The organism is Pseudomonas sp. ZL2 (assembly GCF_054788455.1).
In genome coordinates, this window is record NZ_JBGOGX010000004.1 from 221,963 (window position 1) to 248,377 (window position 26,415).

Below are 26,415 nucleotides of genomic sequence, written 5' to 3' on the forward strand. Positions count from 1 at the left end.
AATGCCTTACACCTTGCCTGCATTGCCCTACGCCTACGATGCGCTGGAACCGCACATCGATACTCAGACCATGCAGATTCACCACAGCAAGCACCACCAGACCTATATCAACAACCTCAATGCGGCGGTAGAAGGCAGCGAGTATGCCGAGTGGCCGGTGGAAAAACTGGTCGCCAGCGTCAGGCAGTTGCCGGAGAAGTTGCAGAACGCAGTGATTAACCAGGGCGGCGGCCACGCCAACCATTCGCTGTTCTGGAGGGTGATGTCGCCCAAGGGCGGGGGTTTGCCACAAGGCGCCGTGGCCAAGGCCATCGAGGAGCAATTGGGTGGTTTCGACGCCTTCAAGGAGGCTTTTACCAAGGCTGCGCTGACCCGTTTCGGCAGCGGCTGGGCCTGGTTGAGCGTGACCCCGGCCAAGACCCTGGTGGTCGAAAGCAGTGGTAACCAGGACAGCCCGCTGATGAACGGCAACACGCCGATACTCGGCCTGGACGTCTGGGAGCATGCTTACTACCTGCTGTACCAGAACCGCCGTCCGGAATACATCAACGCGTTCTACAACGTGATCGACTGGTCCGAGGTAGAGCGTCGTTACGCAGCCGCGCTTGTGTGAGTCGCGCTGGTATGCGTTCGGATGTGATGTCCATTGCCGGAGTGCGGCTGTTTCGCCTGGCGCTCGGTACCCTGTTGTTGCTGGTCGGCTTCGCGCTGCTGGTGGCTCAGGGTATCGCCTGGCTTGATCTTGAGCCGCGCATGTTGCGGGCACTTGAAGGCGGTGCGCTGTGCGCCCTGGGCACTGCCCTGGGCGCCGTGCCGGTGCTGGTGATCCGCAACATGCCGGTGGCGCTCGCCGATACCCTGCTGGGCTTCGGGGCCGGGGTGATGCTGGCAGCCACGGCTTTCTCGCTGATCATTCCCGGGCTGGATGCCGCCCAGGCCATTGGCCTGGGTAAATGGGGTGCGGGTGGGTTGGTCAGCTTCGGCTTGTTGTTCGGGGCCTTCTGTCTGTACCTGGTGGACCTGAAGGTCTCCGGCGCTTCACCGGAGGCGCTGGTCGGCACTGCCCAGCAGCCGGTGATCGCCGCGCGGATCTGGGTGTTCGTCATCGCCATCATTGCCCATAACATTCCGGAAGGGATGGCCATTGGCGTGTCTGCCGGCGGCGGCATGCCTGATGCCGACAGCCTGGCCATGGGTATCGCCTTGCAGGATGTGCCCGAAGGCCTGGTCATCGCCCTGGTGCTGGCAGGGGCGGGGATGGCCCGCTTCAAGGCGTTTCTGATCGGTGCGGCTTCAGGTCTGGTCGAGCCGCTGGCGGCGGTGGTGTGCGCCTGGCTGGTTAGCGTGGCGGAGTTGTTGCTGCCATTGGGGCTGGCTTGCGCGGCGGGTGCGATGTTGCTGGTGGTGACCCAGGAAATCATTCCGGAATCACGCAGCAATGGCCATCACCGGCTGGCCAGTCTTGGCCTGTGCATCGGCTTCTGCCTGATGATGGTGATGGATACGGCGCTTTCGTGAGAAAACGGGGGCGGTTACTCGCCCTCGTCGAAGTAATTGTTGATCAGCTCGATCAGGGCCTTGAGTGCATCATCGTCCTGTTCGCCCTCTGTGTGCAGATGAATGGCGGTGCCTTTACCGGCCGCCAGCATCATGACCGCCATGATGCTCTTGCCATCGACCAATGATTCCGGGGCTCGGCCTACGCGAACCTGGCAGGGGAACCTGCCAGCGACTCCAACGAACTTTGCCGCCGCCCGGGCGTGCAGCCCCAGCTTGTTGATGATGGTGATTTCTTTTGCGGGCATCGAGGCGCTGGTCCTGTGGGCTAGAGGTCGCGGTGGCGGACCTGGACGTTCTTTAACGATTGTTGCAGTAACTGGCCCAGGCGCTCGGTCAGGTACACCGAACGGTGGTGGCCGCCAGTGCAGCCAATGGCAATGGTGACATAAGCACGGTTGCTGGCGGCAAAGCGTGGCAACCATTTGAGCAGGTAGCTGGAGATGTCCTGGAACATGTCCTCGACATCCGGCTGCGCTGCCAGGTAATCGATTACCGGTTGCTCGAGGCCCGAATGGTCACGTAGTTCCGGCTTCCAGTAGGGGTTGGGCAGGCAACGCACATCGAACACCAGGTCGGCGTCTACCGGCATGCCGCGCTTGAAGCCGAAGGACTCGACCAGAAATGCCGTGCCTGGCTCCGGCTGGTTGAGCAGGCGCAACTTGATCGAATCACGCAGCTGATACAGGTTCAGGTTGGTGGTGTCGATTTTCAGGTCGGCGAGGTCAGCGATCGGCCCGAGCAGTTCACTTTCGACCTCGATCGCTTCGGCCAGCGAGCGTTCGTTGTTGGTTAGCGGGTGGCGGCGGCGGGTTTCCGAGAAGCGTTTGAGCAGGGTTTCTTCATCGGCATCCAGGTACAACACGTCACACTGGATGTGCCGGCTACGGGCGTCCTCAAGCAACTCGGGAAAGCGCGAGAGGTGGCTGGGCAGGTTGCGCGCGTCAATCGATACGGCCACTTTGGGCTGCATCAATTCAGTGTTGATCAGGGCGCTTTCGGCCAACTGCGGCAGCAAGCCCGCCGGCAGGTTGTCGATGCAGTAGTAACCGTTGTCCTCAAGTACATCGAGGGCGGTGCTCTTGCCGGAGCCGGACCGGCCGCTAACGATGATCAAGCGCATGTTCAGTGCCCGTTTTGTACGTCCAGCACGACCTGGTACAAGGATTCGTTACTGGTGGCCGCACGCAGTTTGTCGCGTACGTCCTGGCGGTCGAGCATGCTGGCGATCTGGCGCAGCAGCTCCAGGTGCGCATCGGTAGCCGCTTCCGGGACCAGCAGTACGAACAGCAGGTCGACCGGGGCGCCATCGATGGCGTCGAAATCGATAGGGGCGTCAAGGTGCAACAGTGCGCTGACCGGCGATTCGCAGCCCTTGAGGCGGCAATGCGGAATGGCAATGCCGTTGCCGAAGCCGGTAGAGCCCAGTTTTTCCCGGGCGATCAGGGCTTCGTACACGTCCTGGGTGTCCAGCTCGGGCACTTGTTTGCCGATCAGATTGGCGATCTGTTCGAGCGCACGCTTTTTACTGCCGCCCGGCACGTTCACAAGGGAACGGCCGGGGGTCAGGATGGTTTCAAGTCGGATCATGGATGAGGGGGATCAGCGGGCCGCTGCACCTTGCAGCAGGCTTTGCTGTTTTTCCTTGTGTTTTTTCAGTTGGCGGTCGAGCTTGTCAGTCAAGGCATCGATCGCTGCATACATGTCTTGGTGTTCGGCATTTGCAACCACTTCGCCGCCGGGAATGAACAGCGTTGCTTCAATCTTCTGCTGCAACTTCTCGACCTTCATGATTACCGTCACATTGGTAATCTTGTCGAAATGCCCCTCCAGCCGTTTCAATTTTTGCTCGACGTACTCACGCAGGGGCTGAGTAACTTCTACATGCTGTCCACTGATATTGACTTGCATACAGCTTCTCCTTTGTTGCCGGTGCATAAGAGGCAGGTGTTGCGCCTGCCACTGAACTGCGGTGGCACACCTCAGGAGCCGTTACATCAATCGCTTGCGCTCGCTCGACGGTGCAATGCCGAGGGACTCGCGGTACTTGGCGACGGTGCGACGTGCTACCTGGATGCCTTGTGCCTCCAGTAAACCAGCGATCTTGCTGTCACTCAATGGCTTTTTCTGATTTTCCGCTGCAACCAGTTTTTTGATGATCGCGCGGATCGCCGTGGACGAGCATTCGCCGCCTTCGGAGGTGCTGACGTGGCTGGAGAAAAAGTACTTCAGCTCGTAAATACCGCGGGGCGTGTGCATGTATTTTTGCGTGGTCACCCGGGAAATCGTCGACTCGTGCATGCCCACCGCTTCGGCGATATCGTGCAACACCAGCGGTTTCATCGCTTCGTCGCCATGATCGAGGAAGCCACGCTGGTGCTCGACGATCTGGGTGGCGACCTTCATCAGGGTCTCGTTGCGGCTTTGCAGGCTCTTGATGAACCAGCGCGCTTCCTGCAGCTGGTTGCGCATGAAGGTGTTGTCGGCGCTGGTGTCGGCGCGGCGAACGAAGCCGGCGTACTGCGGGTTGACCCGCAGGCGGGGGACCGCCTCCTGGTTGAGCTCGACCAGCCAGCGTTCGTTGTCCTTGCGCACGATCACGTCCGGCACCACGTATTCGGCTTCGCTCGACTCGATTTGCGAGCCGGGGCGCGGGTTGAGGCTCTGTACCAGCTCGATGACCTGGCGCAGTTCGTCTTCCTTGAGCTTCATGCGGCGCATCAGCTGGCTGTAGTCACGGCCACCGAGCAGGTCGATGTAGTCGCTGACCAGGCGCTGGGCTTCGGCCATCCACGGCGTGCGCGGCGGCAGCTGGCGCAGTTGCAGCAACAGGCACTCGCTGAGGTTGCGCGCGCCGATGCCGGCCGGTTCGAACTGTTGAATACGGTGCAGCACGGCCTCGACTTCATCCAGCTCGATGTCGAGCTCGGGGTCGAAGGAATCACAGACTTCTTCCAGGGTTTCGTCGAGGTAGCCCTGGTTATTGATGCAGTCGATCAACGTCACGGCGATCAGCCGGTCGGTGTCGGACATCGGAGCCAGGTTCAGTTGCCAGAGCAGATGGCTTTGCAGGCTCTCGCCAACGGAGGTGCGGGTGGTGAAGTCCCACTCGTCATCGTCGTTGCTGGGCAGGCTGCTGGCGCTGGTCTGGTAGATGTCTTCCCAGGCGGTGTCGACCGGCAGCTCGTTGGGGATGCGTTCGTTCCACTCGCCTTCTTCGAGGTTGTCCACCGTCGGGGCGGTCTCCTGGAAGCTGGTTTCCTGAACTTCGGCGACGGGTTTGCTCTCGGCGTTGTCGGCCATCGGGTCGCTGTTGTCGAAGTCGTCGCCATCTTCCTGGCGCTCGAGCATCGGGTTTGATTCCAGCGCTTCCTGGATTTCCTGCTGGAGGTCCAGGGTAGAAAGCTGGAGCAGACGTATGGCCTGTTGCAACTGCGGGGTCATCGTCAGTTGCTGGCCCATTCTTAGGACGAGCGATGGTTTCATGGCAGGGGCTTAACACCTTATTTGCCGGCGCACATGCGCCATCCACTACAAGGGCACCGAAGCGCCAACTTTAAGCAAATTATATGCCTGAAATTGCAGCGTTTGCCTAGAGCGCCGTAACAATTAAGCCATGAACTGGCTTGATCGAGAGCGCTCTGGCTGCGCCTTACACCTTGAGCCTACAGGCGGAACTCATGGCCGAGGTAAACCTCTTTGACCAGATCGTTGGCCAGGATGGTTTCTGCATCGCCTTCGGCGATCAGTTGGCCATCGTTGACGATGTAAGCGGTTTCGCAGATATCCAGGGTCTCACGGACGTTGTGGTCGGTGATCAGAACGCCAATGCCCTTGGCCTTCAGGTGGTGGATGATCTGCTTGATGTCGCCGACCGAGATCGGGTCGACACCGGCAAAGGGTTCGTCGAGCAGAATGAACTTGGGCGCGGTGGCCAGGGCGCGGGCAATCTCGACGCGGCGGCGTTCGCCACCGGAGAGGCTCATGCCGAGGTTGTCGCGGATGTGGCTGATGTGGAATTCCTGCAGCAGGCTTTCCAGCTCTTTGCGCCGGCCATCGCGGTCCAGGTCCTTGCGGGTTTCGAGGATCGCCATGATGTTGTCGGCCACCGACAGCTTGCGGAAGATCGAGGCTTCCTGCGGCAGATAGCCAATGCCGGCGCGGGCGCGGCCGTGCATGGGCTGGTGGCTGACATCGAGGTCGTCGATCAGGACGCGGCCCTGATCGGCCTGGACCAGGCCGACGATCATGTAGAAACAGGTGGTCTTGCCGGCGCCGTTGGGGCCGAGCAGGCCGACGATCTGGCCGCTGTCGATCGACAGGCTGACGTCGCGAACCACTTGGCGGCTCTTGTAGCTCTTGGCCAGGTGCTGGGCTTTGAGGGTTGCCATTTACTCGGCCTTCTTCTTCGGCTGGATCACCATGTCGATGCGCGGACGCGACTCGGTGACTTTGCCACCGCGACCGGCGGTAGCGATCTGTTTCACCGTGTCGTAGACGATCTTCTCGCCTTCGGTGGTGTTGCCTTCGTTGATCACTTTGGCGCGGTCGATCAGGACGATGCGGTTTTGCGGCGCATTGTACTGGATGGTCTTGCCATAGCCTTGCATCTTGTCTGGCTTGGCCGCGCTCTGCTGCTGTTCGAAGTAGGCCAGGTTGCCCACCGAGGTCACCACGTCGATGTCGCCACCGGCAGTGCGGGTGATGGTCACGGTGTTGCCTTTGATCATCATCGAACCCTGGGTGATGATCACGTCACCGGTGTAGGTGGCGACGCCTTGTTTGTCATCCAGTTGAGCATGGTCAGCCTGGATACGGATCGGCTGGTCACGGTCGGTCGGCAGGGCCCAGGCGCTCGCGCTTCCCAGTGCTGCGCTCAGGCTGAGCAAAAAGGGGAGGGTTTTAACGAGCCTCATACTGTCCTCTTACGTTGGACAGCAGGTCCATCCTGCCGTCTTTCAAATACGCTTTCATTCCATTGCCCGTAGTTACGCCACCGGCGCCGTCGATTCTAACGGCTTGCTCGGTTTGCGCATATTGCTTCTGCGGGAATACCGTCATGCGGCTGGTGGTAATGATCATGGTGCGGTTTTTTTCATCGGTGCGGGCAACCCGTACCGAATCGATCAATTCGACTTCGCTGCCATCGGGGTTGACCTCGCCGCGCTCGCTCTGCACGTGCCACGGGTAGGTGGTGCCGCGGTACATCTGCAGGTCAGGCGTGGTCAGCAGGGTGACTTCGCTGACCTTGAGGTGTTCGACCTTGTCGGCGGTCATCTCGTACTGCATCTTGCCGTCGGGCAGGAACTGCACGCTATGGGCATTGATCGCGTAGTAGTCGATGGCGCTCTGGTCGGGCGCGGCTACCGGCTTGTTGTCGAGAAAGCTCTCGGGGCTGATGTTCCAGTAGCCAACCGCCACCAGCAAGGCGGCAAGCACACTGAACAGCGCAATGTTACGGATTTTCTTACTGAACATGTGTCGCTCTACAGGTAGTGGGCATTGGCCGCGTCCAGGTTGCCCTGGGCTTGCAGGATCAGTTCGCAGAACTCGCGGGCTGCGCCTTCGCCACCGCGCGCGCGGGTTACGCCATGGGCGTGCTCGCGGACGAAGGTAGCGGCATTGGCCACTGCCATGCCCAGGCCCACCCGGCGGATCACCGGCAGGTCGGGCAGGTCGTCGCCCAGATAGGCGACCTGTTCATAGCTTAGGTTGAGCTGGCCAAGAAGCTCGTCCAGAACCACCAATTTATCTTCGCGCCCCTGATACAGGTGGGGGATGCCGAGGTTCTTTGCCCGGCGCTCGACCACCGGGGTCTTGCGCCCGCTGATGATGGCGGTGGTCACGCCCGAGTTCATGAGCATCTTGATGCCCTGACCGTCGAGGGTGTTGAAGGTCTTGAATTCGCTGCCATCTTCGAGAAAGTACAGGCGTCCGTCGGTGAGTACGCCGTCTACGTCGAAAACCGCCAGTTTGATGGCCTTGCCGCGCTGGAGCAGGTCCTGGGTCATTTACATCACTCCCGCACGCAACAGGTCGTGCATGTTCAGGGCGCCGACCGGGCGCTCGTCCTTGTCGATCACCACCAGGGCGCTGATCTTGTGGTCTTCCATGATCTTCAGGGCTTCGGCGGCGAGCATTTCGGCGCGTGCGGTCTTGCCGTGGGCGGTCATGACGTCTTCGATGAGGGTCTTGTGTACGTCGATGTTGCGATCGAGGCTGCGGCGCAGGTCGCCGTCGGTGAAGATCCCGGCCAGCCGTCCGTCGGCTTCAAGCACCACGGTCATACCCAAACCTTTGCGAGACATTTCAAGGAGTGCGTCCTTGAGCAGGGTGCCGCGTTGTACTTGGGGCAGCTCTTCACCCGCGTGCATGACGTTCTCGACTTTCAGCAGCAGTCGTCGGCCCAGGGCGCCGCCTGGGTGCGAGAACGCGAAGTCTTCAGCGGTGAAACCACGGGCTTCGAGCAAGGCGATGGCCAGGGCGTCGCCCAGGACCAGGGCCGCGGTGGTCGAAGACGTCGGTGCCAGGTTCAGCGGGCAGGCCTCCTGGGCAACGCGGGCATCGAGGTTGACTTCGGCGGCCTTGGCCAGCGGCGAGTCGGGGTTGCCGGTGAGGCTGATCAGCTGGATGCCCAGGCGCTTGATCAGCGGCAGCAGGGTAACGATCTCGGCGGTCGAGCCCGAGTTGGACAGGGCCAGGATCACGTCATCACGGGTGATCATGCCCATGTCGCCATGGCTGGCTTCGGCCGGGTGGACGAAAAACGCCGGCGTACCGGTGCTGGCCAGGGTGGCGGCGATTTTGTTGCCGATGTGCCCCGACTTGCCCATGCCGACCACCACTACCCGGCCTTTGCTGGCCAGGATCAGCTCGCATGCCTTGACGAAATCGGCGTCGATGTGGGCCAGCAGGCCCTCAACCGCCTCGAGTTCGAAACGGATGGTGCGCTGCGCGGATTGGATCAGGTCGCTGGATTGGCTCATGTCGAAAATCGGATTGCCTGATGAAAAGGCGGCGATTATAGCGGTAAAGGGCAAAAGCCTCACCTTGTGATTGTCATACAGTCGTCCACTTAGCTTAACCATACCTGAACAAGCACCGTGGCGGCCTTGGGGCGGCCCTATCAGCGGTGCTATAGTTCGCCGCTGTTCGGCCCGCTCGGCGCGTGCGTGCCTCCACGAAGGGGGCGCGCGTCTGAGTGAGAAGGCTGCATCGCAAGGAGTCTAGATGAGCGTTGATAACGCCTACGCGGTCGAATTGAAGGGTGTGACCTTCAAGCGCGGTTCGCGCAGCATCTTCAATAATGTCGATATACGCATTCCCCGCGGCAAGGTTACCGGCATCATGGGGCCTTCCGGGTGCGGCAAGACCACGCTGCTGCGGCTGATGGGCGCACAGTTGCGTCCGGCCAGTGGCGAGGTCTGGGTGGCCGGGCAGAACCTGCCGACCCTGTCGCGCAGCGACCTGTTCGATGCCCGCAAGCAGATGGGCGTGCTGTTCCAGAGTGGTGCGCTGTTCACCGATCTCGATGTGTTCGAGAACGTGGCGTTCCCGTTGCGGGTGCATACCCAGCTGTCTGACGAGATGATTCGCGACATCGTCCTGATGAAGCTCCAGGCCGTTGGCTTGCGCGGCGCCATCGAACTGATGCCCGACGAGCTGTCCGGTGGCATGAAGCGCCGCGTCGCCCTGGCCCGGGCGATTGCCCTTGACCCGCAGATCCTCATGTACGACGAACCGTTCGTCGGCCAGGACCCGATTGCCATGGGTGTGCTGGTGCGGCTGATTCGCCTGCTCAACGATGCCCTGGGCATCACCAGCATCGTCGTTTCCCATGACCTGGCCGAAACCGCCAGTATTGCCGACTATATCTATGTGGTCGGTGATGGCCAGGTGCTGGGGCAGGGTACGCCAGAAGAACTGATGGGCTCCGACAACCCGCGCATTCGTCAATTCATGAAAGGCGACCCGGATGGCCCGGTACCCTTTCACTTTCCTGCGCCGGATTACCGCGCCGATCTTCTGGGGAAGCGTTGATGCGCAGAAAATCCATGCTCGAACGTATTCGTCGCTTTGGCCGCTCGGCCATCGACGTACTGGCCGTGCTCGGCCGTTCCTTTCTGTTCCTGCTGCATTCGCTGGTAGGGCGCAGTGGCACCGGCGGCGGCTTCCAGCTACTGGTCCGGCAGCTTTACTCGGTGGGCGTGCTGTCGCTGGCGATCATCGTCGTTTCCGGCGTGTTCATCGGCATGGTGCTGGCCCTGCAGGGGTTCAGCATCCTCACCAAGTACGGTTCCGAGCAGGCGGTGGGGCAGATGGTCGCCCTGACCTTGCTGCGTGAGCTCGGGCCGGTGGTTACCGCGCTGCTGTTCGCTGGCCGCGCCGGTTCGGCGCTGACCGCCGAGATCGGCAACATGAAATCCACCGAGCAGCTGTCCAGCCTGGAAATGATCGGTGTCGACCCGCTCAAGTACATTGTCGCTCCGCGGCTGTGGGCCGGTTTCATCTCCCTGCCGTTGCTGGCGCTGATCTTCAGCGTGGTCGGCATCTGGGGTGGTTCGTGGGTCGCGGTGGACTGGCTGGGCGTCTACGAAGGCTCGTTCTGGGCCAACATGCAGAACAGTGTTTCCTTTACCGATGATGTGCTCAACGGGGTGATCAAAAGCCTGGTTTTTGCCTTCGTCGTGACCTGGATCGCCGTATTCCAGGGTTATGACTGCGAGCCCACCTCAGAAGGGATCAGTCGTGCCACCACCAAGACCGTGGTCTATGCCTCATTGGCAGTCCTGGGTCTGGACTTTATTCTGACCGCCTTGATGTTTGGAGATTTCTGATGCAAAACCGCACCCTGGAAATCGGTGTCGGCCTGTTTCTTCTGGCCGGGATCCTGGCGCTGATCCTGCTGGCCCTGCGCGTCAGCGGCCTGTCGGCGAGCCCGAGCAGCGACACGTATAAACTTTATGCCAATTTCGACAATATCGCCGGTTTGACTGTCAGAGCTAAAGTGACCATGGCCGGTGTGACCATCGGCAAGGTCACTGCCATCGATCTGGATCGTGACACCTTTACCGGTCGGGTGACGCTGCAGCTGGAAAAACGGGTAGATAACCTGCCTGTCGATTCCACTGCATCCATCCTCACCGCCGGGTTGCTCGGCGAGAAATACATCGGTATCAGCGTGGGCGGAGAAGATGCGGTGCTCAAGGATGGTGCAACCATTCATGACACCCAGTCGGCGTTGGTACTGGAAGATCTGATTGGCAAGTTCCTGCTCAATACCGTTGGCAAAGAAGCTAAATAAGGAGTTTCCATGATTTCTATCCTGCGACGCGGCTTGCTGGTGTTGCTGGCAGCGCTGCCATTGATGGCCGGTGCGGCTGCTCAGTCACCCAAAGAAGTGATCGAGAAGACCACCACCCAGTTGCTGTCTGACCTCAAGGCCAACAAAGAGCAGTACAAGGCCAACCCGAGCGCGTTCTACGATGCGCTCAACGCCAACCTGGGCCCGGTTGTCGATGCCGATGGCATCTCGAAAAGCATCATGACCGTCAAGTATTCGCGCAAGGCCACCCCTGAGCAGATGCAGCGCTTTCAGGAGAACTTCAAGCGCAGCCTGATGCAGTTCTATGGCAATGCCCTGCTCGAGTACAACAACCAGGGCATCACCGTCGGCAGCGAGAAGAAAGATGGTGACGAGCGTGCCAGCGTCGACATGAGCGTCAAGGGCAACAACGGTGCCGTGTACCCGGTGCAGTACACCCTGACCAAGCTCAATGGCGAGTGGAAGGTGCGCAACGTTATCGTCAACGGTATCAACATCGGCAAGCTGTTCCGTGACCAGTTCGCCGATGCCATGCAGCGCAACGGCAACGACCTGGACAAGACCATCGACGGGTGGGCCGGTGAAGTGGCCAAGGCCAAGGAAACCACCGAACAAGCGGCTGAGAAGCAAGCGCAATGACCGACAGCGCCGTGACCATGAGCGAGCCAGGTATATTGAGCCTGGCCGGGGTGCTCGACTATCGCAGCGGGCCGGCCTTGCGCAAGGAAGGCAAGGCCTTGATTGCGGCGTGCAAGGCCCCGGGCCTGGTGCTGGATTGCTCGAAAGTGGAGAAATCCAGCAGCGTCGGTCTGTCCCTGCTGCTGGCCTTCATGCGCGATGGCAAGGCGGCCGGCAAGGCCGTCGAAGTTCGCACGATGCCCCAGGACATGCGTGAAATCGCCGAGGTTTATGACCTCGACGAGGTGCTGGCCGGTCAATGACCGCCAGCCAGCGACTGGCCCCTCTGTCAGAGTCTCCGATTACGGGGTTCGCAGGCGAGGGGCTTTTTTGTATGATGGCCGACCCGCGCGCAAAGGGCGCCGATTGAGGTTGAGCATGCAGGCCGTAGAAGTTAAGAACTTCCTTGAAGAAAAGTTGCCGGGAACCCGGGTCGAAGTTGAAGGCGAAGGCTGCAACTTCCAGTTGAACGTGATCAGCGACGAATTGGCGGCCCTGAGCCCGGTCAAGCGTCAGCAGCAGATCTATGCTCACCTTAACCCGTGGATCACCGATGGCAGCATCCATGCGGTAACCATGAAATTTTTCAGCAGCGCAGCCTGGGCTGAGCGCACCTGAGCCAACTTGGCGGCGAGACTCTAATGGACAAACTGATTATTACTGGCGGCGTTCGCCTCGATGGCGAAATCCGCATTTCCGGGGCAAAGAACGCTGCCCTGCCGATTCTGGCGGCCACCTTGCTCTGCGATGGCCCGGTCACCGTTGGCAACCTGCCGCACCTGCATGACATCACCACGATGATCGAGCTGTTCGGCCGCATGGGCATTGAGCCGGTGATCGACGAGAAGCTCTCGGTCGAAATCGACCCACGCACCATCAAGACCCTGGTCGCGCCTTACGAGCTGGTGAAAACCATGCGCGCCTCGATCCTGGTACTGGGCCCGATGGTTGCCCGCTTTGGCGAAGCCGAAGTGGCCCTGCCTGGCGGTTGCGCCATTGGTTCGCGTCCGGTCGACCTGCACATCCGCGGCCTTGAAGCCATGGGCGCGAAGATTGAGGTCGAAGGTGGCTACATCAAGGCCAAGGCCCCTGAAGGCGGCCTGCGTGGCGCACACTTCTTCTTCGATACCGTCAGTGTGACCGGTACCGAGAACATCATGATGGCCGCAGCCCTGGCCAAAGGCCGCAGCGTGCTGCAAAACGCCGCGCGCGAGCCGGAAGTGGTCGACCTTGCCAACTTCCTCAACGCCATGGGTGCGAAAGTCCAGGGCGCCGGTACCGACACCATCACCATCGATGGCGTCGAGCGCCTGGGTTCGGCGACCTACCGCGTCATGCCTGACCGCATCGAAACCGGTACCTACCTGGTCGCCGCTGCCGTTACTGGCGGCCGCGTCAAGGTCAAGGACACCGATCCGACCATCCTTGAAGCCGTCCTTGAGAAACTCAAGGAAGCCGGCGCCGAAGTCACCACCGGTGAAGACTGGATCGAGCTGGACATGCACGGCAAGCGGCCGAAAGCCGTCAACCTGCGTACCGCTCCGTACCCGGCGTTCCCGACCGACATGCAGGCGCAGTTCATCTCGCTCAACGCCATTGCCGAAGGCACTGGTGCGGTGATCGAGACGATCTTCGAAAACCGCTTCATGCACGTCTACGAAATGCACCGCATGGGTGCCCTGATCCAGGTCGAAGGCAACACTGCCATCGTTACCGGGACCAAGACCCTCAAAGGCGCTCCAGTAATGGCCACCGACCTGCGGGCTTCGGCCAGCCTGGTGCTGTCGGCGCTGGTTGCCGAAGGCGATACGCTGATCGACCGCATCTACCACATCGACCGTGGTTACGAGTGCATCGAGGAAAAACTGCAGATGCTCGGCGCCAAGATCCGTCGCGTACCGGGCTAGTCTGTGAGTGGCGCAGGGACGCGCCAGCCAATTGCTGCACCGAATTAATGCGGTCGGGCCTGTTGAGTGCCCGGCCGGCTGTAGCCGCATAAGGACCGACGTTTCCCATGTTGACCATCGCGCTATCCAAAGGTCGGATTCTCGACGACACCCTGCCGCTGCTGGCGGAAGCCGGTATCGTTCCGACCGAGAACCCGGACAAGAGCCGCAAGCTGATCATCCCTACGACTCAGGAAGACGTACGTCTGCTGATCGTGCGCGCCACCGACGTGCCGACCTATGTCGAGCATGGTGCCGCCGATCTGGGCGTGGCGGGCAAGGACGTGCTGATGGAGTACGGTGGCCAGGGCTTGTACGAGCCGCTGGACCTGCAGATTGCCCAGTGCAAGCTGATGACCGCCGGCAAGATCGGCGCTGCCGAGCCTAAAGGCCGTCTGCGCATCGCCACCAAGTTCGTCAACGTCGCCAAGCGTTACTACGCCGAGCAAGGCCGTCAGGTCGATATCATCAAGCTGTATGGCTCGATGGAGCTGGCGCCGCTGATCGGCCTGGCCGACAAGATCATCGACGTCGTCGATACCGGTAACACCCTGCGTGCCAATGGCCTGGAACCCCAGGAACTGATTGCCACCATCAGCTCCCGGCTGGTGGTCAACAAGGCTTCGATGAAGATGCAGCACGCCCGCATCCAGAGCCTGATCGACACCCTGCGTCAGGCTGTCGAATCGCGACACCGCGGCTGACTTCTGCGCGCGACCTTCGCTGTCGCGCCCGTCTATCCGCGTCATAGCCAATTTTCTCGGGTGCCCGCGCGGATGGACTGGTAGCTTAGGGCGCCTGAGCATTCGCCATTTATTGAGGCCCTCGCTATGACCACGTCCACTGCAATCGCCCGACTCAATGCCGCTGACCCGGATTTCGCCCGACATCTGGATCATCTGCTGAGCTGGGAAAGTGTCTCTGACGACGCGGTCAACCAGCGCGTGCTCGACATCATCAAGGCCGTGCGCGAGCGTGGCGATGCGGCGCTGGTAGAGTTCACCCAGCGTTTCGATGGCGTGCCGGCCACCTCGATCGACGACCTGATCCTCGGTCGCGAGCGCCTGGAACTGGCCCTGACCCGTATCACCCCGGCCCAGCGCGAAGCCCTGGAAAAGGCCGCCGAGCGGGTGCGCAGCTACCACGAACGGCAGAAGCAGGATTCCTGGAGCTACACCGAAGCCGACGGCACCGTGCTCGGCCAGAAGGTCACGCCACTGGACCGCGCCGGCCTGTATGTGCCGGGCGGCAAGGCGTCGTACCCCTCTTCGGTACTGATGAACGCGATTCCGGCCAAAGTCGCCGGTGTCGGTGAAGTGGTCATGGTGGTGCCGACCCCGCGTGGCGAGGTCAACGAGCTGGTCCTGGCCGCCGCCTGCATCGCCGGTGTCGACCGGGTCTTCACCATCGGTGGCGCCCAGGCGGTTGCTGCCCTGGCCTATGGCACCGAAAGCGTGCCGCAGGTCGACAAGGTGGTTGGCCCGGGCAACATCTACGTGGCCACCGCCAAGCGTCATGTGTTCGGTCAGGTCGGTATCGACATGATCGCCGGTCCGTCGGAGATTCTCGTGGTATGCGACGGCCAGACCGACCCGGACTGGATCGCCATGGACCTGTTCTCCCAGGCCGAGCACGACGAAGATGCCCAGGCGATTCTGGTCAGCCCTGACGCCGCGTTCCTCGACAAGGTTGCTGCGAGCATCGACAAGCTGCTGCCGACCATGGAGCGCGCCGAGATCATCAAGACCTCGATCAACGGCCGTGGTGCGCTGATCCAGGTGCGCGACATGCAGCAGGCGATGGACGTTGCCAACCGCATTGCGCCGGAGCACCTGGAGTTGTCGGTGGCCGATCCGCAGGCCTGGCTGCCGCAGATTCGCCATGCCGGTGCGATCTTCATGGGCCGCCACACCAGCGAAGCCCTGGGCGATTACTGCGCAGGCCCCAACCACGTGTTGCCGACTTCCGGTACCGCGCGCTTCTCGTCGCCACTGGGGGTGTATGACTTCCAGAAGCGTTCGTCGATCATCTTCTGCTCCGAGCAGGGCGCCTCCGAGCTGGGCCACACCGCCTCGGTACTGGCCCGCGGCGAATCGCTGACCGCCCACGCCCGCAGCGCCGAATACCGCATCCTTGCCGACAAGAAGGGGAACTGAACATGAGTAAATTCTGGAGCCCCTTCGTCAAGGACCTGGTGCCTTACGTGCCGGGCGAACAGCCAAAGCTGGCCAAGCTGGTCAAGCTCAACACCAACGAGAACCCCTACGGCCCATCGCCCAAGGCGCTGGAAGCCATGCGCGGCGAGCTGAACGACAACCTGCGCCTGTACCCGGACCCTAACAGCGACCTGCTCAAGCAGGCGGTAGCGGACTACTACGGGGTGCAGGGCAACCAGGTGTTCCTCGGCAACGGTTCGGATGAAGTGCTGGCGCACATCTTCCATGGCCTGTTCCAGCACGATGCGCCGCTGCTGTTCCCGGACATCAGCTACAGCTTCTACCCGGTCTACTGCGGCCTGTACGGCATCCCGTTCGAGGCGGTGGCGCTGGACGAACAGTTCCAGATCCGCGTCGGGGACTACCGCAAGGCCAATGGCGGGATCATCTTCCCCAACCCCAACGCGCCGACCGGTTGCCTGCTGGCCCTGGAGGCCATTGAGCAACTGCTCAAGGCCAACCCCGATTCGGTGGTGGTGGTCGATGAAGCCTACATCGATTTTGGTGGTCAGACGGCGATCAGCCTGGTGGATCGCTACGACAACCTGCTGGTCACCCAGACCCTGTCCAAGTCGCGTTCGCTGGCGGGCTTGCGGGTCGGCCTGGCGGTGGGCCATCCGGACCTGATCGAGGCGCTGGAGCGGATCAAGAACAGCTTCAACTCCTATCCGCTCGATCGTATGGCGATCGTCGGTGCGGCGGCAGCGTTTGCAGACCGCGCGTACTTCGACGAAACCTGCCGCAAAGTGATCGACAGCCGCGAGTTGCTGGTCAAGGAATTGAGCGCCCGTGGTTTCGAAGTATTGCCGTCGGCGGCCAACTTCATCTTTGCCCGCCACCCGCAGCAGGATGCTGCCGAACTGGCAGCCCGCCTGCGTGAACAAGGGGTGATCGTGCGGCACTTCAAGCAGGCGCGGATTGCCCAGTTCCTGCGCATCACCATTGGTACGCCGGAGCAGAACCAGGCGTTGCTTGATGCGTTGAACTGATAGAGCGCAGCCCTTGTCGCGGGGCAAGTCGAGGCGTCGCACCGCCGCTCCCACAGTGACCCTCTGTGGGAGCGGGCTTGCCCCGCGATGGATTTTACCGGTAACCTCCCTTTCTCAAATTCATCCGATGATTGGATGTCATGACCTTACTGATCAAGCGCTCCCTGGTCGAACAAGCCGTCGAGCAACTGCGCCAGCGCGTCGCCAGCGGCGCCTGGACCGTGGGCCAGCGCCTGCCCACTGAGCCAGAGCTGGCCAGCGAACTGGGTATCAGCCGTAATACCGTGCGTGAAGCCATGCGCGTTCTGGCCTTCAGCGGGTTGGTCGAGGTTCGCCAGGGTGACGGCAGTTACCTGCGGGCCACGGTCGACCCCCTGCAAACCGTACAGGCCTTGTCGCGCTGCAGCCTCAAGCAGGCGCGCGAAGCGCGGCACATCCTCGAAGCCGAAGCCATCGGCCTGGCGGCGTTGCGCCGTACCGACGAAGACCTCAAGGGCCTGCACGAAGCCTTGCGCGACAGCAGTGCGCATTTTCATCACGACCTGGATTGCTATATCGCCTGCGACCTGGTGTTCCACCAGCGTCTGGTCGACGCTGCGCACAATCCGGCGTTGAGCGAGTTGTACCGCTACTTTTCCGGCGTGCTGGCCAGCACTCTGCATCACAGCATGAACGAAGGACCGCGACGCCAACCGGTGCTGGACCTGCACCGGGAGATCCTCGAGGCAGTAGAGCAAGGCGACGCGGAGCGCGCCAAGGCCCTGACCCGGACACTTATCAATGAACCCTGACACCGAGACCGCCATGTCCCAGGATATTGTCCAGACCGAACGCGCAGGACGCGCGCCGGAACTTGAAGAACTGCTGATCGACGCCGAAGCCGACGACGAACAGGTCCAGCACCAGCCCCTGCTGTTGAGCCGGCCCTGGCTGTTGCTGCTCGGTCTGGTACTGGTGGCGTTGAACCTGCGTCCGGCGCTGTCGAGCATGGCGCCGCTGCTTAGCCAGGTGTCCGACAGCCTCGGCCTGACAGCCTCTCAGGCGGGCCTGTTGACCACCTTGCCGGTGCTGTGCCTGGGCCTTTTCGCCCCGCTGGCACCGGTTCTGGCGCGTCGTTTTGGCAGTGAGCGAGTGATCCTCGGCATTCTTCTGGTGCTGGCTGCGGGTATTGCGGTGCGTAGCGCCTTTGGCGCCACCGGCGTCTTCGTCGGTAGCCTCATGGCCGGGGCGAGCATTGGCGTGATCGGTGTGTTGCTGCCGGGCATCGTCAAGCGTGATTTCCCCCAGCATGCCGGGACCCTCACGGGGGTCTACACCATGGCCTTGTGCCTGGGCGCGGCAATGGCTGCTGGCGCTACCGTGCCATTGACCGAGCAATTGGGCGACAGCTGGTCGCTGGGCCTGGGCTTCTGGCTGATCCCCGCACTGCTGGCGGCGCTGATCTGGTTGCCCCAGGCCCGTCACGGCCATGGTGCCCACCACGTGGCCTACCGCGTACGAGGCCTGCTGCGTGATCCGCTGGCCTGGCAGGTGACCCTGTACATGGGCCTGCAGTCGTCGCTGGCCTACATCGTTTTCGGCTGGCTGCCGTCGATCCTCATCGGTCGCGGCCTGAGCCCGACCCAGGCGGGGCTGGTGCTGTCCGGTTCGGTGATCATGCAATTGATCAGCTCCCTCAGCGCGCCCTGGTTGGCAACCCGCGGCAAGGACCAGCGCCTGGCCATCGTGATTGTCATGCTCATGGCCCTGGCCGGTTTGTTTGGCTGCCTGTACGCGCCGCTGGACGGCCTGTGGGGCTGGGCCATCGTGCTTGGGTTGGGGCAGGGCGGCACCTTCGCCCTGGCGCTGACCCTGATCGTCTTGCGCTCCAAGGACGCCCATGTGGCGGCCAACCTGTCGAGCATGGCCCAGGGCATCGGTTATACCCTGGCTTCGATGGGGCCGTTCGCGGTCGGCCTGGTGCATGACTTGACCGGTGGCTGGAACGCGGTGGGCTGGATCTTTGCCGTGCTCGGTGTCGGCGCTATCGGCTTTGGCCTCAAGGCCGGGCGCAACCTGCATGTGCAGGTAGTCAGCGAGCGGGTTTGAGAGTGCGTTGAAGCCATCGCCGGCCTTGCTGGCGATGGCTGCGAAGCAGCCCGGATTTAACCAGGCATTCGCCAGGCAAATGCCCATAGCTTTTTGCCACATCTGCGGACTATCGTTCAGGTCTATTCCCTCGGAAACGGACCCGCCCCATGAGCGACGCCAACACCGCCTTGATCACCCGCTTCTACCAGGCCTTCCAGCGCCTGGACGCCGAAGCCATGATCGCCTGCTACAGCGACGATATCGTCTTCAGCGACCCGGCCTTCGGCACCTTGCGCGGCAAGGATGCCGCTGACATGTGGCGCATGCTCACCACCCGCGCCAAGGACTTTTCCCTGGCCTTCGACAGTGTGCGTGCCGACGAGCGTGGCGGCAGTGCCCACTGGGTGGCCCGCTACCTGTTCAGCCAGACCGGCCGCACCGTGGTCAACGACATCCAGGCACGCTTCGTGTTTCGTGACGGCAAGATTTGCGAACACCACGACAGCTTCGACTTGTGGCGCTGGTCGCGTCAGGCATTGGGCACCACCGGGTGGTTGCTGGGCTGGTCACCGCTGGTGCAGGGCAAGGTGCGCGCCCAGGCCCAGAAAGGCCTGCGGGCGTTCCAGGCGGGGCGCTGAGGCGCTAAGCTGTGCGCTTTGCCGTCGATAGTAGCCACCGTGTCCGAGCCCACTCCCGAACCGCTGAACAAACCCTGGTACGTCTACCTGGTGCGCGCCGCCAATGGCTCGCTGTACTGCGGGATCAGTGATAACCCCGAGCGGCGCTTCCTGGCCCATCAGAAGGGCCAGGGTGCACGCTACTTCAGCACTAGCCCGGCGGTGGCGCTGGTCTATGTCGAAGCCTGGCCGGACAAGGCCAAGGCCCTGCAACAGGAGCGGCTGGTGAAGAAGCTGCGCAAAAGCGCCAAGGAAGCCCTGGTGGCCTCGTGGCCCGGTCTCAGTCCTTGCGGCGCTTGAGCTGATCGGTCAATTGCGTCGGCAAGCCCTTGATGATCAGCGTACCGGCTTCTTCGTCGTACTCGATCTTCGAGCCCAGCAGGTGCGCCTCGAAGCTGATCGACAGGCCTTCGGCGCGGCCGGTGAAGCGGCGGAACTGGTTGAGGGTACGTTTGTCGGCGGGGATTTCCGGCGACAGGCCGTAGTCCTTGTTGCGGATGTGCTCATAGAAGGCCCGTGGCCGGTCTTCGTCGATCAGTCCCGATAGCTCCTCGAGGGCCACCGGCTCGCCGGCCTTGGTCTGGCTGGTGGCATAGTCGACCAGGGTCTGGGTTTTCTCGCGGGCGGCTTCCTCGGGCAGGTCTTCGCTTTCGACGAAGTCACTGAAGGCCTTGAGCAGGGTGCGGGTCTCGCCCGGGCCGTCGACGCCTTCCTGGCAGCCGATGAAGTCGCGGAAGTACTCCGAGACCTTCTTGCCGTTCTTGCCCTTGATGAACGAGATGTACTGCTTGGAGGCCTTGTTGTTCTGCCACTCGGAAATATTGATGCGCGCAGCCAGGTGCAACTGGCCCAGGTCCAGGTGGCGCGACGGGGTCACGTCCAGCTCGGCGTTCACCGCCACGCCTTCGCTGTGGTGCAGCAGGGCGATCGCCAGGTAGTCGGTCATGCCCTGCTGGTAGTGGGCGAAGAGGACGTGGCCGCCGACGGACAGGTTGGACTCTTCCATCAGCTTTTGCAGGTGCTCGACGGCGACGCGGCTGAAGGCGGTGAAGGTGCTGCCTTCATCCAGGTATTCCTTGAGCCAGCCGCTGAACGGGTGGGCGCCGGATTCTGCGTGGAAGAAGCCCCAGGCTTTACCCTGTTTGGCGTTGTAGCTGTCGTTGAGGTCGGCCAGAAGGTTTTCGATGGCCCCGGACTCGGCCAGTTCAGAGTCGCGGGCGTGCAGCACGGCGGGGCTGCCATCGGGTTTCTTGTCGATCAGGTGGACGATGCAATGACGGATCGGCATGGGATTCTCGGTCGAAAATGGGCGGTGCTGGCCGCGTTGCAAAGTCGCCAAGTGTACCTCAGCACAGGGGTGATTCAGCGGCCAGATGTTGGCAGATATGTCGGTTGTTCGTTTTTTGTTCAAAATTTTGCGTTTTTTCGCGCAAACCCCCGAAAAACCTGCACATTTGCCCTGTGGGAGGCGGATATTTATCTATTCCTGTGGTAGTTTTGCCCGGTCTTGCGCCCCGTGTGTGGCGCATTGCTGGCAGACCGCTCGCGTCACGTCGAACCAAACGTCGTTTTACGTATCTACATACGCGATTGACGTGGCTGTAACACCGGACCGCCGGTTACCCCGCAGGTCTGGCTCGATGACTGACGTAGCACTCTGCATACTCACTGAATTTGATAGGGAAGGAACACCACCATGGCATTGACCAAAGACCAACTGATCGCCGATATCGCTGAAGCTATCGACGCGCCAAAAACCACCGCGCGTAACGCTCTGGAGCAACTGGGCCAGATCGTTGCTGATCAACTGGAAAATGGCAGCGAAATCACCCTGCCAGGCATCGGCAAACTGAAAATCACCGAGCGTCCTGCCCGTACCGGCCGCAACCCTTCGACTGGCGCTGCCATCGAAATCGCTGCCAAGAAAGTCGTCAAGTTCGTACCAGCCAAAGTGCTGACCGACGCTGTAAACAAGTAATTGTAAGCAGCTCGAAAAAGCCGCGTCCGGGTTGCCCGGACGCGGTTTTTTTATGCCTCTGTAGGAGCGGGCTTGCCCCGCGATCGCGGCCTGTCAGTCACCTCGTATCGCGAGCCAAGCCCGCTCCTACATCGCCCAACGGCTGTTGCGCCAGGCCTGGCGCGCCGCAGCATCCTGGAAGGTCCAGGCGATCATGCGGCTCTGCTTCTGCCCCTGGCCCATCTCCACCACTCGCTGTTCGACAGCACCGGCCTTTTTTAGCGCTGCCTGGATACCGGGCAGGTTGGAGGCTTTGGACACCAGACTGGTGAACCACAGCACCTGCTGGCCAAGGCTGGCGCTTTCGGCCACCAACTGGCTGACAAAGCGGATCTCGCCGCCCTCGCACCAGAGTTCGTTGTTCTGCCCGCCAAAGTTCAGCACCGGCAACTTGCGCTTTGGATCGGCCTTGCCCAGGGCCCGCCATTTGCGCTGGCTGCCGCGGGTGGCTTCTTCGCGCGAGGCGTGGAAAGGTGGGTTGCACAAGGTCAGGTCGAAGCGCTCGTCGCTGTTCAGCAGCCCCAGCAGGATGTGCTTGCGATTGCCTTGCTGGCGCAGGCTGATGGCCTTGCCCAGGCCGTTGGCCTGGACGATTGCGCCGGCTGCCGCAAGCGCCGTGGCGTCGATGTCCGAGCCGAGAAAACGCCAGCGATAATCGCTGTGGCCCAGCAACGGGTAGATACAGTTGGCGCCGATGCCGATGTCCAGCGCCTGGACTTGCGCGCCACGGGGGATTTCGCCGCCGTTTTCTTCAGCCAGCAGGTCGGCCAGCACGTGCACGTAATCAGCACGACCGGGAATCGGTGGGCACAGGTAATCGGCCGGAATATCCCAGTGCTGGATACCGTACTGGGCCTTGAGCAGGGCGCGGTTGAATACCCTGACCGCGTCCGGGTTGGCGAAGTCGATGCTCGGCTTGCCGTGGGGGTTGGTGATCATGAACCGGCCCAGCTCAGGGCTGCTCTTGATCAGCTGGGGGAAGTCGTAGCGGCCCTGGTGGCGGTTGCGCGGGTGCAGGGTCGGTTTGTTGGTTGTGGTCATCTTGATGTCCGGTGGAAAGCATCGCGGGTCAAGCCCGCTCCCACAGAGACTGTAGGAGCGGGCTTGACCCGCGATAGCGTCGCTGAGATCAGCGAGTGTTACAAGGCGGCAATCCGCGCATGCTGCTCGGTGAAGTTGGCCAGGGCCTGTTCGGCCTCAGCCAGCTTCGCGCGCTCCTTGTCGATCACCGCAGGCGGTGCCTTGTCGACGAAGGCGGCGTTGGACAGCTTGCCGCCGACGCGCTGGACCTCACCCTGCAGACGCTGGATTTCCTTGTTCAGGCGAGCCAGCTCGGCGTCCTTGTCGATCAGGCCGGCCATCGGCACCAGCACCTGCAGGTCGCCAACCAGGGCAGTGGCGCTCAGTGGCGCTTCGTCCTGCTCGCCGAGCACGGTGAAGGATTCGATCTTCGCCAGCTTCTTCAGCAGCGCTTCGTTTTCCTGCAGGCGGCGTTGGTCTTCGGCGCTGGCGTTTTTCAGGAACAGTTGCAGCGGCTTGCCCGGGCCGATGTTCATTTCGCCGCGGATGTTGCGCACGCCGAGCATCAGCTCCTTGAGCCACTCGATATCGCCTTCGGCAGCGGCATCGATGCGGCTTTCATTGGCCACTGGCCATGGCTGCAGCATGATGGTCTTGCCTTCGGCGCCGGCCAGCGGCGCCAGGCGCTGCCAGATTTCTTCGGTGATGAACGGCATGAACGGATGGGCCAGGCGCAGTGCCACTTCCAGTACCCGTACCAGGGTGCGGCGAGTGCCACGGGCGCGTTCGACCGGCGCGTTCTCGTCCCACAGGACCGGCTTGGAAAGTTCCAGGTACCAGTCGCAATACTGGTTCCAGATGAACTCGTAAAGCGCCTGGGCGGCGAGGTCGAAGCGGAACTGATCGAGCTGGCGGGTCACTTCGGCTTCGGTGCGCTGCAGTTGCGAGATGATCCAGCGATCAGCCAGCGACAGCTCGTAAGCCTCACCGTTCTGGCCGCAGTCTTCGCCCTTGTCCAGCACGTAGCGCGCGGCGTTCCAGATCTTGTTGCAGAAGTTGCGGTAGCCTTCGACGCGGCCCATGTCGAACTTGATGTCGCGACCGGTGGAGGCCAGCGAGCAGAAGGTGAAGCGCAGGGCGTCGGTGCCGTAGCTGGCGATGCCTTCAGGGAACTCGGCCTTGGTCTGCTTGGCGATCTTCTCGGCAAGTTTGGGCTGCATCATGCCGCTGGTGCGTTTTTCCAGCAGCTCGTCCAGGGTAATGCCGTCGACGATGTCCAGCGGGTCAAGGACGTTGCCCTTGGACTTGGACATCTTCTGGCCCTGGCCATCGCGCACCAGACCGTGCACATAGACAGTCTTGAACGGTACCTGCGGGGTGCCGTCCTCGTTCTTCACCAGGTGCATGGTCAGCATGATCATCCGGGCTACCCAGAAGAAAATGATGTCGAAGCCGGTGACCAGCACGTCGGTGGAGTGGAATTTCTTGAGGAATTCGGTCTGCTGCGGCCAGCCCAGGGTCGAGAAGGTCCACAGGCCCGAGCTGAACCAGGTGTCCAGTACGTCGTTGTCCTGGTTCAGGACCACGTCGGCGCCGAGGTTGTGCTTGCTGCGGACTTCTTCTTCGCTGCGGCCGACATAGACCTTGCCGGATTCGTCGTACCAGGCCGGAATACGGTGGCCCCACCACAGCTGACGGCTGATGCACCAGTCCTGGATGTCGCGCATCCACGAGAAGTACATGTTTTCGTACTGCTTGGGCACGAACTGGATACGGCCGTCTTCAACGGCAGCAATCGCCGGCTCCGCCAGCGGCTTGGTCGACACGTACCACTGGTCGGTCAGCCACGGCTCGATGATGGTGCCGGAACGGTCGCCTTTCGGTACTTTCAGGGCGTGGTCGTCGACGCTGACCAACAGGCCTGCGGCGTCGAAATCGGCGACGATCTGCTTGCGTGCGACGAAGCGGTCCAGGCCGGCATACTGGGCAGGCAGGGTAGCGTCGACGCTTTCATTGACGCTGCCATCGAGGTTGAACACCTGGGCGGCCGGCAGGACGAAGGCATTCTTGTCGAAGATGTTCAGCAGCGGCAGGTTGTGGCGCTTGCCGACTTCATAGTCGTTGAAGTCGTGGGCCGGGGTGATCTTCACGCAGCCGGTGCCGAATTCAGGGTCGCAGTAGTCGTCGGCAATGATCGGGATGCGCCGGCCAACCAGCGGCAGCTCGACGAACTTGCCGATCAGCGCCTTGTAACGCTCGTCTTCCGGGTTCACGGCAACGGCGGCGTCGCCGAGCATGGTTTCCGGGCGAGTGGTGGCGACGATCAGGTAATCCTTGCCGTCGGCGGTCTTGGCGCCGTCAGCCAGCGGATAGCGCAGGTTCCACAGGTGACCTTTCTCGTCGTGGTTTTCCACTTCAAGGTCGGAGATCGCCGTGTGCAGCTTGGTGTCCCAGTTGACCAGGCGCTTGCCGCGGTAGATCAGGCCGTCTTCATGCAGGCGCACGAAGGCTTCTTTCACAGCTTCCGAGAGGCCGTCGTCCATGGTGAAGCGCTCGCGGCTCCAGTCGACCGACGAGCCCAGGCGGCGAATCTGGCGGCTGATGTTGCCACCGGACTGATCCTTCCATTCCCAGACCTTTTCCAGGAATTTCTCGCGGCCCAGGTCGTGGCGGCTCTGCCCCTTGGCCTCAAGTTGACGCTCGACCAGCATCTGCGTGGCGATACCGGCGTGGTCGGTACCTGGCTGCCACAGGGTGTTGCGGCCCTGCATGCGGCGGAAACGGATCAGGGCGTCCATGATCGCGTTGTTGAAGCCATGCCCCATGTGCAGGCTGCCGGTGACGTTCGGCGGCGGGATCATGATGGTGTAGGAATCGCCCGCGCCTTGCGGAGCGAAATAATTCTCGGACTCCCAGGTGTTGTACCAGGAAGTTTCAATAGCGTGCGGCTGGTAGGTCTTATCCATGCGCGGCGGGACCCTTAGGCATTTATTCAGGAAAGCCGGAGAGTATAACGAAGCGGCAAGCTTCAAGCGACAAGCTGCAAGCTCAGAGCGCCGCACGGCTCTTGCAGCTTGTCGCTTGAAGCTTGTAACTGCCTTTTTATTGGTTAAGCATGCGCTCAAGCCTGGCATCGAGGCGGCGCTTGATCTCGCTCTCGATATGCGGGGCGAAATCGTTGATCACGTCCTGCATGATCAGTTGCGCGGCCGCGCGCAGTTCGGCGTCCAGGTGCAGCAGGGTTTCCTGACGCTTGGCCTGCGGGTCGGCAGGGGCTTCAGGTGCAGGCTGAGGCACCGCTTCGGCCTCTTCGAGCAACAGCGGGATCTGCTCCTCGACGGTGTCGGTCAACAGCGGTGGTTCGAGGGATGCATCACCTAGCAACTGGCGGATCGACTCCAGGTCGTCCAGCAAGTGCGCGGATTGGGGCAGGGGAGTGGATTTGTCCATCGTCTTCAGAGTCGCTGTAAGCGGTGATCTTGCAGAGCATAGCCCTGTTCGCGGTAGAAACGGAAACTCTCTCGGGCCGCCTGACGAATCGCCGGCTCTTCGACCACGATCTCGGCGATCCGGGCAAAGCGGGCAGCGAACGGCGGCACCTTGAGGTCAAGGTTGATCAGCAGGTCCTGATGGCTGCCGGCATCATCGCCAAGGCCCAGGGCCACGCTGCCCTGCGGGTCGTCTTCAGTCGGGCTGTGGGGCACGAAGGCCTCGCCCTTGAACGCCCACAGGCGTGCGTCCAGTTCATCGCGCTGGGCGGCGTCGCTGCAATGCAGGTAGACCCGGTGCCCAAGGCGCCAGGCTTTGTCACAGAGCTTGCAGGCGAAATCCAGGCGCGCCGAGGGCGCGGCGCTGGGCAATATGTAGAAATCGACTTTGGTCATGGTCAGCCTGCCGGCCGGCTACGCCCGAAGGCGCAG

Annotated in this window: 32 protein-coding genes; 17 read left to right on the forward strand and 15 right to left on the reverse strand. The window is 61.8% G+C overall.

Annotated features, from left to right (window positions below):
• Position 1: 1 nt before the first annotated feature.
• A complete protein-coding gene (locus tag ABM562_RS06980; RefSeq protein WP_134064167.1) occupies positions 2 to 613 on the forward strand; it encodes a superoxide dismutase in 612 nt (203 codons plus the stop codon).
• Between the two features lie 11 nt (positions 614 to 624).
• A complete protein-coding gene (locus tag ABM562_RS06985) occupies positions 625 to 1,518 on the forward strand; it encodes a ZIP family metal transporter (RefSeq protein ID WP_115088588.1) in 894 nt (297 codons plus the stop codon).
• A 14-nt stretch (positions 1,519 to 1,532) separates the two neighbouring features.
• Here the strand turns inward: ABM562_RS06985 and ABM562_RS06990 are convergent, their stop codons facing one another.
• The 10 genes from ABM562_RS06990 to ABM562_RS07035 all read right to left on the reverse strand — a co-directional run bounded on the left by ABM562_RS06990 (position 1,533) and on the right by ABM562_RS07035 (position 8,543).
• Positions 1,533 to 1,805: an HPr family phosphocarrier protein gene (locus tag ABM562_RS06990; protein ID WP_115088587.1), complete on the reverse strand. Its 273-nt coding sequence runs from the start codon at positions 1,803 to 1,805 to the stop codon at positions 1,533 to 1,535.
• Positions 1,806 to 1,825: 20 nt separating this feature from the next.
• Complete coding sequence (gene rapZ, locus ABM562_RS06995) at positions 1,826 to 2,680, reverse strand: RNase adapter RapZ (protein WP_045196339.1); 855 nt, start codon at positions 2,678 to 2,680, stop codon at positions 1,826 to 1,828.
• Between the two features lie 2 nt (positions 2,681 to 2,682).
• Entirely contained in the window at positions 2,683 to 3,147 is a 465-nt protein-coding gene (ptsN, locus tag ABM562_RS07000; protein ID WP_233673295.1) for a PTS IIA-like nitrogen regulatory protein PtsN, read from the reverse strand.
• 12 nt (positions 3,148 to 3,159) lie between these two features.
• Entirely contained in the window at positions 3,160 to 3,468 is a 309-nt protein-coding gene (gene hpf / locus ABM562_RS07005) for a ribosome hibernation-promoting factor, HPF/YfiA family (protein ID WP_010223385.1), read from the reverse strand.
• Positions 3,469 to 3,549: 81 nt separating this feature from the next.
• Positions 3,550 to 5,043: an RNA polymerase factor sigma-54 gene (locus ABM562_RS07010; protein ID WP_115088585.1), complete on the reverse strand. Its 1,494-nt coding sequence runs from the start codon at positions 5,041 to 5,043 to the stop codon at positions 3,550 to 3,552.
• A gap of 179 nt (positions 5,044 to 5,222) precedes the next feature.
• Positions 5,223 to 5,948 carry an LPS export ABC transporter ATP-binding protein gene (lptB, locus tag ABM562_RS07015; RefSeq protein WP_038996944.1) on the reverse strand — a complete coding sequence of 242 codons (726 nt, stop codon included), beginning with the start codon at positions 5,946 to 5,948 and terminating at the stop codon, positions 5,223 to 5,225.
• The gene (gene lptA / locus ABM562_RS07020) at positions 5,949 to 6,473 is read right to left on the reverse strand and encodes a lipopolysaccharide transport periplasmic protein LptA (RefSeq protein ID WP_010223382.1); all 525 of its coding nucleotides are present in this window, start codon (positions 6,471 to 6,473) and stop codon (positions 5,949 to 5,951) included.
• On the reverse strand, positions 6,460 to 7,035 hold the full coding sequence (gene lptC / locus ABM562_RS07025) for an LPS export ABC transporter periplasmic protein LptC (RefSeq protein ID WP_115088584.1): 576 nt from the start codon (positions 7,033 to 7,035) through the stop codon (positions 6,460 to 6,462). The genes lptA and lptC overlap by 14 nt, the downstream gene beginning before the upstream one ends.
• Positions 7,036 to 7,043: 8 nt before the next feature.
• A complete protein-coding gene (locus ABM562_RS07030; protein ID WP_115088583.1) occupies positions 7,044 to 7,568 on the reverse strand; it encodes a KdsC family phosphatase in 525 nt (174 codons plus the stop codon).
• Entirely contained in the window at positions 7,569 to 8,543 is a 975-nt protein-coding gene (locus ABM562_RS07035; protein ID WP_115088582.1) for a KpsF/GutQ family sugar-phosphate isomerase, read from the reverse strand.
• A gap of 244 nt (positions 8,544 to 8,787) precedes the next feature.
• Between ABM562_RS07035 and ABM562_RS07040 the strand changes: the two genes are divergently transcribed.
• The 14 genes from ABM562_RS07040 to ABM562_RS07105 all read left to right on the forward strand — a co-directional run bounded on the left by ABM562_RS07040 (position 8,788) and on the right by ABM562_RS07105 (position 19,758).
• Positions 8,788 to 9,597 carry an ATP-binding cassette domain-containing protein gene (locus tag ABM562_RS07040; protein ID WP_010223378.1) on the forward strand — a complete coding sequence of 270 codons (810 nt, stop codon included), beginning with the start codon at positions 8,788 to 8,790 and terminating at the stop codon, positions 9,595 to 9,597.
• Positions 9,597 to 10,394: a lipid asymmetry maintenance ABC transporter permease subunit MlaE gene (gene mlaE / locus ABM562_RS07045; protein WP_115088581.1), complete on the forward strand. Its 798-nt coding sequence runs from the start codon at positions 9,597 to 9,599 to the stop codon at positions 10,392 to 10,394. The genes ABM562_RS07040 and mlaE overlap by 1 nt, the downstream gene beginning before the upstream one ends.
• Positions 10,394 to 10,861 carry an outer membrane lipid asymmetry maintenance protein MlaD gene (gene mlaD / locus ABM562_RS07050; protein WP_010223376.1) on the forward strand — a complete coding sequence of 156 codons (468 nt, stop codon included), beginning with the start codon at positions 10,394 to 10,396 and terminating at the stop codon, positions 10,859 to 10,861. Before mlaE ends, mlaD begins: the two co-directional genes overlap by 1 nt.
• A 9-nt stretch (positions 10,862 to 10,870) precedes the next feature.
• Positions 10,871 to 11,521, forward strand: coding sequence for an MlaC/ttg2D family ABC transporter substrate-binding protein (locus ABM562_RS07055; protein ID WP_115088580.1), 651 nt, complete (start codon positions 10,871 to 10,873; stop codon positions 11,519 to 11,521).
• Positions 11,518 to 11,823: an STAS domain-containing protein gene (locus tag ABM562_RS07060; RefSeq protein WP_115088579.1), complete on the forward strand. Its 306-nt coding sequence runs from the start codon at positions 11,518 to 11,520 to the stop codon at positions 11,821 to 11,823. The genes ABM562_RS07055 and ABM562_RS07060 overlap by 4 nt, the downstream gene beginning before the upstream one ends.
• Before the next feature lie 115 nt (positions 11,824 to 11,938).
• Positions 11,939 to 12,178: a BolA family protein gene (locus tag ABM562_RS07065; RefSeq protein ID WP_010223373.1), complete on the forward strand. Its 240-nt coding sequence runs from the start codon at positions 11,939 to 11,941 to the stop codon at positions 12,176 to 12,178.
• A gap of 23 nt (positions 12,179 to 12,201) precedes the next feature.
• The gene (gene murA / locus ABM562_RS07070; protein ID WP_010223372.1) at positions 12,202 to 13,467 is read left to right on the forward strand and encodes a UDP-N-acetylglucosamine 1-carboxyvinyltransferase; all 1,266 of its coding nucleotides are present in this window, start codon (positions 12,202 to 12,204) and stop codon (positions 13,465 to 13,467) included.
• 107 nt (positions 13,468 to 13,574) lie between these two features.
• Positions 13,575 to 14,210: an ATP phosphoribosyltransferase gene (gene hisG / locus ABM562_RS07075; protein ID WP_115088578.1), complete on the forward strand. Its 636-nt coding sequence runs from the start codon at positions 13,575 to 13,577 to the stop codon at positions 14,208 to 14,210.
• A gap of 126 nt (positions 14,211 to 14,336) precedes the next feature.
• Positions 14,337 to 15,662: a histidinol dehydrogenase gene (gene hisD, locus ABM562_RS07080; protein WP_115088577.1), complete on the forward strand. Its 1,326-nt coding sequence runs from the start codon at positions 14,337 to 14,339 to the stop codon at positions 15,660 to 15,662.
• 2 nt (positions 15,663 to 15,664) lie between these two features.
• A complete protein-coding gene (hisC, locus tag ABM562_RS07085; RefSeq protein ID WP_134064165.1) occupies positions 15,665 to 16,711 on the forward strand; it encodes a histidinol-phosphate transaminase in 1,047 nt (348 codons plus the stop codon).
• A gap of 140 nt (positions 16,712 to 16,851) precedes the next feature.
• On the forward strand, positions 16,852 to 17,502 hold the full coding sequence (locus ABM562_RS07090) for a FadR/GntR family transcriptional regulator (protein ID WP_420832709.1): 651 nt from the start codon (positions 16,852 to 16,854) through the stop codon (positions 17,500 to 17,502).
• Entirely contained in the window at positions 17,492 to 18,799 is a 1,308-nt protein-coding gene (locus ABM562_RS07095; RefSeq protein WP_460421264.1) for a CynX/NimT family MFS transporter, read from the forward strand. Before ABM562_RS07090 ends, ABM562_RS07095 begins: the two co-directional genes overlap by 11 nt.
• Before the next feature lie 149 nt (positions 18,800 to 18,948).
• Positions 18,949 to 19,419, forward strand: a complete 471-nt coding sequence (locus ABM562_RS07100; protein WP_115088574.1) for a nuclear transport factor 2 family protein — start codon at positions 18,949 to 18,951, stop codon at positions 19,417 to 19,419.
• 39 nt (positions 19,420 to 19,458) lie between these two features.
• Positions 19,459 to 19,758: a GIY-YIG nuclease family protein gene (locus ABM562_RS07105; protein ID WP_115088573.1), complete on the forward strand. Its 300-nt coding sequence runs from the start codon at positions 19,459 to 19,461 to the stop codon at positions 19,756 to 19,758.
• On the opposite strand, the gene yejK is transcribed toward ABM562_RS07105, so the two are convergent.
• Positions 19,739 to 20,746: a nucleoid-associated protein YejK gene (gene yejK, locus ABM562_RS07110; protein ID WP_115088572.1), complete on the reverse strand. Its 1,008-nt coding sequence runs from the start codon at positions 20,744 to 20,746 to the stop codon at positions 19,739 to 19,741. The two genes, ABM562_RS07105 and yejK, sit on opposite strands and share 20 nt — an antisense overlap.
• 408 nt (positions 20,747 to 21,154) lie before the next feature.
• On the opposite strand from yejK, the gene ABM562_RS07115 reads away from it, so the two are divergent.
• Positions 21,155 to 21,436 carry an HU family DNA-binding protein gene (locus tag ABM562_RS07115; RefSeq protein ID WP_009398256.1) on the forward strand — a complete coding sequence of 94 codons (282 nt, stop codon included), beginning with the start codon at positions 21,155 to 21,157 and terminating at the stop codon, positions 21,434 to 21,436.
• 126 nt (positions 21,437 to 21,562) lie between these two features.
• Here the strand turns inward: ABM562_RS07115 and rlmF are convergent, their stop codons facing one another.
• The 4 genes from rlmF to ABM562_RS07135 form a co-directional block, all read right to left on the reverse strand.
• Positions 21,563 to 22,516 carry a 23S rRNA (adenine(1618)-N(6))-methyltransferase RlmF gene (gene rlmF, locus ABM562_RS07120; protein ID WP_115088571.1) on the reverse strand — a complete coding sequence of 318 codons (954 nt, stop codon included), beginning with the start codon at positions 22,514 to 22,516 and terminating at the stop codon, positions 21,563 to 21,565.
• Between the two features lie 98 nt (positions 22,517 to 22,614).
• On the reverse strand, positions 22,615 to 25,461 hold the full coding sequence (locus ABM562_RS07125) for a valine--tRNA ligase (RefSeq protein ID WP_115088570.1): 2,847 nt from the start codon (positions 25,459 to 25,461) through the stop codon (positions 22,615 to 22,617).
• A gap of 136 nt (positions 25,462 to 25,597) precedes the next feature.
• Positions 25,598 to 25,945, reverse strand: a complete 348-nt coding sequence (locus ABM562_RS07130) for a DNA polymerase III subunit chi (RefSeq protein ID WP_258578815.1) — start codon at positions 25,943 to 25,945, stop codon at positions 25,598 to 25,600.
• A 5-nt stretch (positions 25,946 to 25,950) separates the two neighbouring features.
• A complete protein-coding gene (locus ABM562_RS07135; protein ID WP_460421268.1) occupies positions 25,951 to 26,379 on the reverse strand; it encodes a DNA polymerase III subunit chi in 429 nt (142 codons plus the stop codon).
• Positions 26,380 to 26,415: the final 36 nt, after the last annotated feature.

Excerpts from the sequence above, each read along its gene's own strand:
- rapZ (WP_045196339.1), bottom strand. The coding sequence starts at position 2,680 with ATGCGCTTGATCATCGTTAGCGGCCGGTCCGGCTCCGGCAAGAGCACC.
- ABM562_RS07135 (WP_460421268.1), bottom strand. The coding sequence starts at position 26,379 with ATGACCAAAGTCGATTTCTACATATTGCCCAGCGCCGCGCCCTCGGCG.
- ptsN (WP_233673295.1), bottom strand. The coding sequence starts at position 3,147 with ATGATCCGACTTGAAACCATCCTGACCCCCGGCCGTTCCCTTGTGAAC.
- ABM562_RS07065 (WP_010223373.1), top strand. The coding sequence starts at position 11,939 with ATGCAGGCCGTAGAAGTTAAGAACTTCCTTGAAGAAAAGTTGCCGGGA.
- ABM562_RS07040 (WP_010223378.1), top strand. The coding sequence starts at position 8,788 with ATGAGCGTTGATAACGCCTACGCGGTCGAATTGAAGGGTGTGACCTTC.
- ABM562_RS07055 (WP_115088580.1), top strand. The coding sequence starts at position 10,871 with ATGATTTCTATCCTGCGACGCGGCTTGCTGGTGTTGCTGGCAGCGCTG.
- ABM562_RS07115 (WP_009398256.1), top strand. The coding sequence starts at position 21,155 with ATGGCATTGACCAAAGACCAACTGATCGCCGATATCGCTGAAGCTATC.
- hisD (WP_115088577.1), top strand. The coding sequence starts at position 14,337 with ATGACCACGTCCACTGCAATCGCCCGACTCAATGCCGCTGACCCGGAT.
- rlmF (WP_115088571.1), bottom strand. The coding sequence starts at position 22,516 with ATGACCACAACCAACAAACCGACCCTGCACCCGCGCAACCGCCACCAG.
- ABM562_RS07030 (WP_115088583.1), bottom strand. The coding sequence starts at position 7,568 with ATGACCCAGGACCTGCTCCAGCGCGGCAAGGCCATCAAACTGGCGGTT.
- ABM562_RS07095 (WP_460421264.1), top strand. The coding sequence starts at position 17,492 with ATGAACCCTGACACCGAGACCGCCATGTCCCAGGATATTGTCCAGACC.
- mlaD (WP_010223376.1), top strand. The coding sequence starts at position 10,394 with ATGCAAAACCGCACCCTGGAAATCGGTGTCGGCCTGTTTCTTCTGGCC.
- murA (WP_010223372.1), top strand. The coding sequence starts at position 12,202 with ATGGACAAACTGATTATTACTGGCGGCGTTCGCCTCGATGGCGAAATC.
- ABM562_RS06980 (WP_134064167.1), top strand. The coding sequence starts at position 2 with ATGCCTTACACCTTGCCTGCATTGCCCTACGCCTACGATGCGCTGGAA.
- ABM562_RS06985 (WP_115088588.1), top strand. The coding sequence starts at position 625 with ATGCGTTCGGATGTGATGTCCATTGCCGGAGTGCGGCTGTTTCGCCTG.
- ABM562_RS07130 (WP_258578815.1), bottom strand. The coding sequence starts at position 25,945 with ATGGACAAATCCACTCCCCTGCCCCAATCCGCGCACTTGCTGGACGAC.
- hpf (WP_010223385.1), bottom strand. The coding sequence starts at position 3,468 with ATGCAAGTCAATATCAGTGGACAGCATGTAGAAGTTACTCAGCCCCTG.
- mlaE (WP_115088581.1), top strand. The coding sequence starts at position 9,597 with ATGCGCAGAAAATCCATGCTCGAACGTATTCGTCGCTTTGGCCGCTCG.
- ABM562_RS07035 (WP_115088582.1), bottom strand. The coding sequence starts at position 8,543 with ATGAGCCAATCCAGCGACCTGATCCAATCCGCGCAGCGCACCATCCGT.
- hisG (WP_115088578.1), top strand. The coding sequence starts at position 13,575 with ATGTTGACCATCGCGCTATCCAAAGGTCGGATTCTCGACGACACCCTG.
- ABM562_RS07060 (WP_115088579.1), top strand. The coding sequence starts at position 11,518 with ATGACCGACAGCGCCGTGACCATGAGCGAGCCAGGTATATTGAGCCTG.
- ABM562_RS07125 (WP_115088570.1), bottom strand. The coding sequence starts at position 25,461 with ATGGATAAGACCTACCAGCCGCACGCTATTGAAACTTCCTGGTACAAC.
- hisC (WP_134064165.1), top strand. The coding sequence starts at position 15,665 with ATGAGTAAATTCTGGAGCCCCTTCGTCAAGGACCTGGTGCCTTACGTG.
- yejK (WP_115088572.1), bottom strand. The coding sequence starts at position 20,746 with ATGCCGATCCGTCATTGCATCGTCCACCTGATCGACAAGAAACCCGAT.
- lptC (WP_115088584.1), bottom strand. The coding sequence starts at position 7,035 with ATGTTCAGTAAGAAAATCCGTAACATTGCGCTGTTCAGTGTGCTTGCC.
- ABM562_RS07090 (WP_420832709.1), top strand. The coding sequence starts at position 16,852 with ATGACCTTACTGATCAAGCGCTCCCTGGTCGAACAAGCCGTCGAGCAA.
- ABM562_RS07010 (WP_115088585.1), bottom strand. The coding sequence starts at position 5,043 with ATGAAACCATCGCTCGTCCTAAGAATGGGCCAGCAACTGACGATGACC.
- lptA (WP_010223382.1), bottom strand. The coding sequence starts at position 6,473 with ATGAGGCTCGTTAAAACCCTCCCCTTTTTGCTCAGCCTGAGCGCAGCA.
- ABM562_RS07100 (WP_115088574.1), top strand. The coding sequence starts at position 18,949 with ATGAGCGACGCCAACACCGCCTTGATCACCCGCTTCTACCAGGCCTTC.
- lptB (WP_038996944.1), bottom strand. The coding sequence starts at position 5,948 with ATGGCAACCCTCAAAGCCCAGCACCTGGCCAAGAGCTACAAGAGCCGC.
- ABM562_RS06990 (WP_115088587.1), bottom strand. The coding sequence starts at position 1,805 with ATGCCCGCAAAAGAAATCACCATCATCAACAAGCTGGGGCTGCACGCC.